7 protein-coding genes are annotated in these 6207 nt (G+C 75.7%); 2 read left to right on the forward strand and 5 right to left on the reverse strand.

Features of this window, described 5'->3' with window-relative positions; genetic code table 11:
* Nucleotides 1–281: PadR family transcriptional regulator (locus Q6969_RS11935; RefSeq protein ID WP_317230636.1), on the reverse strand; the 281-nt coding region annotated here is incomplete at its 3' end.
* A 156-nt stretch (nt 282–437) separates the two neighbouring features.
* On the opposite strand from Q6969_RS11935, the gene Q6969_RS11940 reads away from it, so the two are divergent.
* A complete protein-coding gene (locus tag Q6969_RS11940) occupies nt 438–1493 on the forward strand; it encodes an alpha/beta hydrolase (RefSeq protein ID WP_317230637.1) in 1056 nt (351 codons plus the stop codon).
* Nucleotides 1494–1560: 67 nt separating this feature from the next.
* On the opposite strand, the gene Q6969_RS11945 is transcribed toward Q6969_RS11940, so the two are convergent.
* From Q6969_RS11945 to glsA, 3 genes are all read right to left on the reverse strand, one after another.
* The gene (locus Q6969_RS11945) at nt 1561–2064 is read right to left on the reverse strand and encodes a MarR family transcriptional regulator (protein ID WP_317230638.1); all 504 of its coding nucleotides are present in this window, start codon (nt 2062–2064) and stop codon (nt 1561–1563) included.
* 55 nt (nt 2065–2119) lie between these two features.
* The gene (locus tag Q6969_RS11950; protein WP_317230639.1) at nt 2120–3277 is read right to left on the reverse strand and encodes an LLM class flavin-dependent oxidoreductase; all 1158 of its coding nucleotides are present in this window, start codon (nt 3275–3277) and stop codon (nt 2120–2122) included.
* A gap of 82 nt (nt 3278–3359) precedes the next feature.
* On the reverse strand, nt 3360–4343 hold the full coding sequence (gene glsA, locus Q6969_RS11955; protein WP_317230640.1) for a glutaminase A: 984 nt from the start codon (nt 4341–4343) through the stop codon (nt 3360–3362).
* Nucleotides 4344–4733: 390 nt separating this feature from the next.
* Here glsA and Q6969_RS11960 point away from each other — a divergent pair, with 390 nt between their 5' ends.
* Nucleotides 4734–4958, forward strand: a complete 225-nt coding sequence (locus Q6969_RS11960; protein WP_317230641.1) for a hypothetical protein — start codon at nt 4734–4736, stop codon at nt 4956–4958.
* Nucleotides 4959–5101: 143 nt separating this feature from the next.
* On the opposite strand, the gene Q6969_RS11965 is transcribed toward Q6969_RS11960, so the two are convergent.
* On the reverse strand, nt 5102–6106 hold the full coding sequence (locus tag Q6969_RS11965) for a bile acid:sodium symporter (RefSeq protein ID WP_317230642.1): 1005 nt from the start codon (nt 6104–6106) through the stop codon (nt 5102–5104).
* Nucleotides 6107–6207: the final 101 nt, after the last annotated feature.

The following is a 6207-nucleotide window of genomic DNA, read 5'->3' on the forward strand; positions in this document are numbered from 1 at the left end:
ACCGCCCGGGCGCGCGCGTCGAGGCGGTCGGCCTCGGCCTCGAGCTCGCCGCGGCCGGCGTCGGTGATCTCGTAGTACCGGCGCGCGCGGCCGTCGACGACCTCCTCGCCGGACGCGCGGATCCGGCCCTCGCGCACCAGGCGGTCGAGCGATGCGTAGAGCGTCGTCACGCGCAGCGTCACGGCGCCGTCGCTCAGCCGGGCGACGTCGGCGAGGACGGCGTAGCCGTGGCGACGGCCCGCGGCGAGCGCGGTGAGGATCCAGAAGGCGGTCTCGGTCATGGTCGGAGCATACCCACGGTGGGAATATGTCGGCAACGGTGATGCTCGCGCCCCGGCCTGCCTGTCCGCCCGGCCCCCGCACGGCGTCCCCCGAGGCGCGGTGCCCTAGCGTGGACGCCTCGCGGATCCGCGCGCCGTCCACCCCGAGGAGCCCGCATGGCCCACCGCCCGCACGCCGCCCGACCGGCGGGCCGCCGTCCGGCTCCCCGACCGCGCGACCGCTCCGACACGCGCGTCACCGTCACGCGCGTCGTCCGCGACGGCCTCGCCGTGCGGATCAGCACCATCGGCACCGACGGCGACCGCCCCTTCGTGCTCGTCCCCGGCATCGGCGTCTCGTCCGACTACTTCGAGCGCCTCGCCCCCGTGCTCAACGACCACGGCCCGGTGCACGCCCTCGACCTGCCGGGCTTCGCGGGCGTCGCGCACCCGGGTCGCGCCCTCGAGATCAGCGAGTACGCCGACCTGGTGGGCGCCGCGATCGACGGGCTCGGCCTCGACGACCCGGTGCTCGTCGGCCACTCGATGGGCACGCAGGTGGTGGCGGACCTCGCCTCCCGGCGGCCCGGGCTCAGCACGCTGGTGCTCATCGGCCCGGTCGTGTACCCGCGGGAGCGCACCATCCCGCGGGCCGCGGTGCGGTTCCTGCAGTCGACGCTGCACGAGCCGTCGCGCATCAAGGTGCTCGCGATCCGCGCCTACCTGGTCTGCGGGGTGCGCTGGTTCCTCCGGGTGCTGCCGAAGATGATGCGGTACCGGATCGAGGACCGCCTCCCCCGCATCCGGGCCAGCACGCTCGTCATCCGCGGGGAGCACGACGCCGTCGCCCCGCGCGCCTGGGTGAAGGAGATGGGACGGCTGCTGCCGCGGGCCCGGCTGTGGGAGATCCCCGGGGCGGCGCACTCGGTGATGCACGCGCACGCCGACGAGGTCGCCCGCCTCTGCGTCGAGCACGCCGCGCGGCGCGCCGAGGACGCGGGATCGGCCGAGCTGCGGCGCCTCCCCGAGGAGCTGGCGGGCGACGGTGACGAGCACGAGGACTTCGCGCCCACCCCCACCGACTCGCTGCGCGCGTTCACGGCCCAGGTCGCGGAGGGCGTCGCCATCCTCCGGGACGACGACCAGGCCCTCGGGGCCGCGAAGACCGCGCACGCGGAGGCCATGGCCGATGCGGCCGAGCGTGCCCGCGAGCGTCGGGAGGGCGACGGGTAGGCGGAGCCGGCACGCGCGAGGGGCTGCCAACGGACCGGTGCCGCCAGAGGTCAGGGGCGCTCGGCGGTCAGGGAGCCGGCGGATCGGACGCGGCCCGTGCGGCGGCGTGCCGGCGGAGGGCCGCCGCGACGACGCGCGCCGCCTCGAGCTCCTCGGGGTCGAGCGCGTCGATGAACACCTCGCGGACGAGGCGCAGGTGCGAGGAGGAGGAGCTGCGGAAGACGGTGGCGCCCTCGGCGGTCAGGGTGATCCACGCGCCGCGGCTGTCGGAGGCGTCCCGGTCGCGGCGGATGAGGCCCCGCTCCTCCATGCGGCGGAGGTGGTGCGACAGCCTGCTGCGCTCCCAGCCGACGACGTCGGCGAGGTCGGACGAGCGGAGCCGGTGCTCCGGCGCCTCGCTGAGCGCCAGCATCACGCCGTAGTCGCCCGTGGAGATGCCGGAGGTCGACTGGAAGTCCGACGCCAGGGTGCGGCGCACGGCCTCGGCCGTCTCGAGGTACTCGCGCCACACGTGCAGCTCCGCCGGGGTCGGCGAGCGCCGGCGGCGCGGGGCTGCGGGCGTCTCGTGCACGGTCGTCCTCCTCGGTGGATCCAGGGTACCGGGGCGTCGCCGACCCCGGTCGGGCTCAGGCGTGCACGGGTCCGCCGTCCGCGGTGATGCGCGCCGGCGGGCGGCCCGCGAGCCGCGCGCCCCCGGGGTCGGCGGCGAGCAGCTCGCGCACGCGCGGCGCGACCTCCTCGCCGAGCAGGCGGATGCTGCGCTCGCGCGCCTGCCGCGGCATGTGCAGGAGGTCGTACTTGAGGTCGAACCGGGAGAGGTGGTTCTCGCGCGCGATCCACGCGATGCGGCGCGCGACGGTGTCGGGCGAGCCGACGAAGAGGGATCCGGTGACCGTCTCCTCCGTGTACCGCTCGCGGGTGGGCGCGTAGAAGCCGCGCTCCTCGCTCATCCGCGTGACGACCGGCTCCCAGTGGCGCCAGTACAGCTCGCGGGCCTCCTCGTCGGTGTCGGCGACGAGGCCGAGCGAGTGCTGGCCGATGGGCAGCTCGGCGTGGCCGGCCTGCGCGAGGGCGCGGAGGTACAGCGCCGCGTGGCCGGCGAAGCGCTCCGGGCGCCCGCCGATGATCGCCATCATGAGCGGCAGGCCGTAGCGGGCCGCGCGCACCACGGAGTCGGGGCTGCCGCCGATGCCGATCCAGGCGGGGATGCCGCCCTCGGGCATCCGCGGCTGCAGGCGCACGTCGTCCAGCGGCGGGCGGTGCCGGCCGGACCAGGTGACGCGCTCCTCGCGCATGAGCCGAACGAAGAGCTCCAGCTTCTCCTCGAACAGCTCCTCGTACTGCGCGATGTCGTAGCCGAACAGCGGGAAGGACTCGGTGGCGGATGCGCGGCCGAGCACGACCTGGGTGCGCCCGCCGGAGATCGCGTCGACCGTCGCGAACTCCTGGTAGAGACGGACGGGGTCCTGCGTCGACAGCACCGTGACGGACGTGCCGAGCCGGATGGTCGAGGTGGCCTGCGCTACCGCGGCGAGGAGGACCGGCGTGGCCGAGTCGACGTTGCCCGCCCGGTAGTGCTCGCCGACGCTGAAGACGTCGAGGCCCACGGCCTCCGCGAGCTGCGCCTCCTCCACGAGCAGGCGCACGGTCTCGGCGTCGCCGAGGACCCGGTCGCCGTCGGTCGCGAGCTCGCCGAACGAGTCCAGGCCGATCTCGAACCGCGTCGGGTCGATGATCGCGGGTCGCCCGGGAGCGGCCCCGGCGGTGGCCTCGGTGGCGGTCATGGCGGATCCTCCCGGTCGGTCGCGCGCCGGGAGCCCGACGCGGTGGTTGACGTGTCCACCATCTCGCAGAGTGGTTGACGTGTCAACCCTCGGGGCGGACCGCGCCGAACGCATGCAGGCCCAGGGCGTCCGCGAGGCCCTGCGCGAGCCGCGCGCCGCGCACGCTGGTGCCCTGGTCGTCGAGGGGCGGGCTGAAGACCGCGGCCCCCAGCCGACCCGGCGCCGCGAGCACGAGGGCGCCGGACACGCTCGACTTGGCGGGCACGCCCACCCGCCGCATCCACCGGCCGGACCCGTCGTAGACGCCGCAGGTCGCCATCACGGAGACGACGTCGCGCGCGACGCGCTCGGAGACCACGCGCGAGCCCGTCAGCGGGTTCCGGCCGCCGCACGCGAGCGTCGCGCCCATCGCCGCCAGCGTCTCGGCCGAGACGAGCACGGCGCACGCGCGGGCGTACGCGGCGACGCCCTCGTCGGCCGTCACGTGCAGCGTGCCCTCCGAGCGCATCAGGTGCGCGAGCGCGTGGTTGCGGTCGCCGAGGAGGCGCTCGGACTCCGCGACCTCCTCGTCGACCTCGAGGCGGCGGCCCGCGAACGCGCCGAGGCCCGCGAGGATCCGCTCCGAGCGCTCCGCCAGGGACGACCCGCGGACGAGGCTCGCCGTGAGGATCGCGCCCGCGTTGACCATCGGGTTCGGCGGACGGCCGGTGCCGCTCTCCAGCTTGATCGCGTCGAACGCCTCGCCCGTCGGCTCGATGCCGACCGCGTCGAGCGCGTCCCCGTCGGTGTCGGCGAGCGCCAGGGCGAACAGGAACGGCTTCACCGCCGACTGGACGGAGAACGGGTGCGTGCTGTCCCCGGCGCGGTGCGTGCGGCCGTCGGGCGTGACGAGCGCGATGCCCGCGAGCCCGGGATCCGCGTCGGCCAGCTGCGGGATGCTGTCGTCGACCGCGCCGCCGTCCTCCTCCGCGACGCCCGCGAGCATCCGCTCGAGGTCGAGCGCGTGGGCGGGGTCGTGGGCGGGGTCGCGTGCAGGGTCGTGCGGGGCGGATCCGGGTGCGGGCATGCTCCCACCCTCGCAGGGTGCGGCCGCGGGCGACGGCCCGGCCCGGCGCTCCGGCCCGCCGGCTGGGGACATCGTGCCGGACGTGCCGTCGTGTCGGCGCAGACTCCTGTGCCGCGCGATCCCCCGCGATCGGCTCGCGCGAGCACCGTCCCTCCCCGCGCCACCCCCCTTCCGACAGGAGAGAGCCATGCCCAGGATCCATCCCCGCAGGACCAGCCGCGGCGCCGTCGTCGCCACGCTCCTCATCAGCGGAGCCCTCCTCGCCGCCGGCACCGCCCCGCCGACGCCAGCGGCGCGCTGAGGTCCATCGACATCCAGACCCGCCACACCGGGGCGTCCAGCGACGTCCTCTCCGTCCTGGTCACGGACGGCGGGAGCAACAGCGTCTGCGTGCCCCTGATCGTCGGCGCGGGCCTCGACGCCACGCGGCTCACGAACGGCTACGTGGTCAACAGGATCCTGCTGCGGCAGGGCCAGTCGTACGAGGCGTTCAGCTACGGCGACGGCGAGTGCACGGACGGGCTCCACTTCATCGGCTCGAAGGGAGCGATCGACCCGGCGAGGTCCGTCCGGTGGTCCGTGTACGACGCGCGGCCGCCCCGGGCCGCCTACTGACCTCGCCCGCGGGGACCTCGCGGTCCCGCGTCCGACAGGGACATCACGGCACGACGCGGCCGGCACCTCCACGGCGCCGGCCGCATCGTCGTCCGCGCGGCGGCGGCTGCGCGGCGGCGTGCGGGGCGGAACCGCGAGCCGGCTCAGCCGACGGCGTCGCGCGGATCCCCGGCGACGGTCGACGGGACGAGGCGCGGCATCACCCGGACGAGGACCACCATGCCGACGAGCTCGACGAGGGTCTGGGTGACGACGACCACCGGGGCCAGCGCGAGAGACGCCGGCAGAGCCAGGGCGAGCGGCAGCACGACGAGGGAGTTGCGGGTCGCTCCGCTGAACACGAGCGCCCGCGTCGCCGGCACGTCGAGCCGGAACAGCCGTCCCAGGCCGATGCCGACGAGGGTCGCGAGGAGGAGGAACCCGACGTAGATCGGGACCAGGATCAGCAGCCGGCCGGCCGCGGCGCCGACGGCGGCCGCCTGGGACGCGACGACGGTGAGGAGCGTGGCCATCATGAGCGGGACCATCGCCGCGAGCATCGACCGTTCGATGACACGTCCCGTCCGGTGGCCACGGCGGGCGATGCCCTGCACGATCGCCGCCGCGGTCAGCGGGAGGACGATGAGCACCACGAACGCGCGGGCGAACGGCCCGACCTCCACCACGGCGACGCCCTCCGGGCCGATGAACAGGAGCAGGTACGCCGGCAGGAGGAGGATCTGGGCGAGCATGAGCAGCGGCGCCGCGGCGAGGAGCCGGTCGGCGGCGCCGCCGGCGAGCCCGGCGAAGACGATGACGTAGTCGATGCACGGGGTCAGCAGCACCAGGAGCACCCCGAACAGCAGCGCGGGGTCGTCGGCCACGAACCGGGACAGGCCGTACGCGATCAGCGGCACGACGACGAAGTCCGCCACCGCGACCGCGGCCAGGAACCGGACGTCGCGGAGCGCGCGTCCCATGGCGGCGAATGGGACGCCGAGGAAGGTCGCGAACAGCAGCAGCGCGAGCACCGGCTCGATGGCGGCTTCGAGGTGATGGGCGCCGGGGACCGTGAGCCCGATGCCGGCGCCGACGGCGATCGCGGCGAGGTAGAGGGCGACCTGGTGGCGCTCGAGCCACGGCACGACGCCGGTGGCGGCGCCGGTCACGGCGCCGTTCACGGCGCCGGTGCCAGCGCGCGTGCCGCCCGCACGGCCGCCGCCACGAGGTCCCCGTCCGTCACGTCGTGCACGGCCTCCCCGCCGTCGGG

It is taken from the genome of Clavibacter sp. MX14-G9D, from assembly GCF_032917815.1.
Lineage (GTDB): Bacteria > Actinomycetota > Actinomycetes > Actinomycetales > Microbacteriaceae > Clavibacter > Clavibacter michiganensis_K.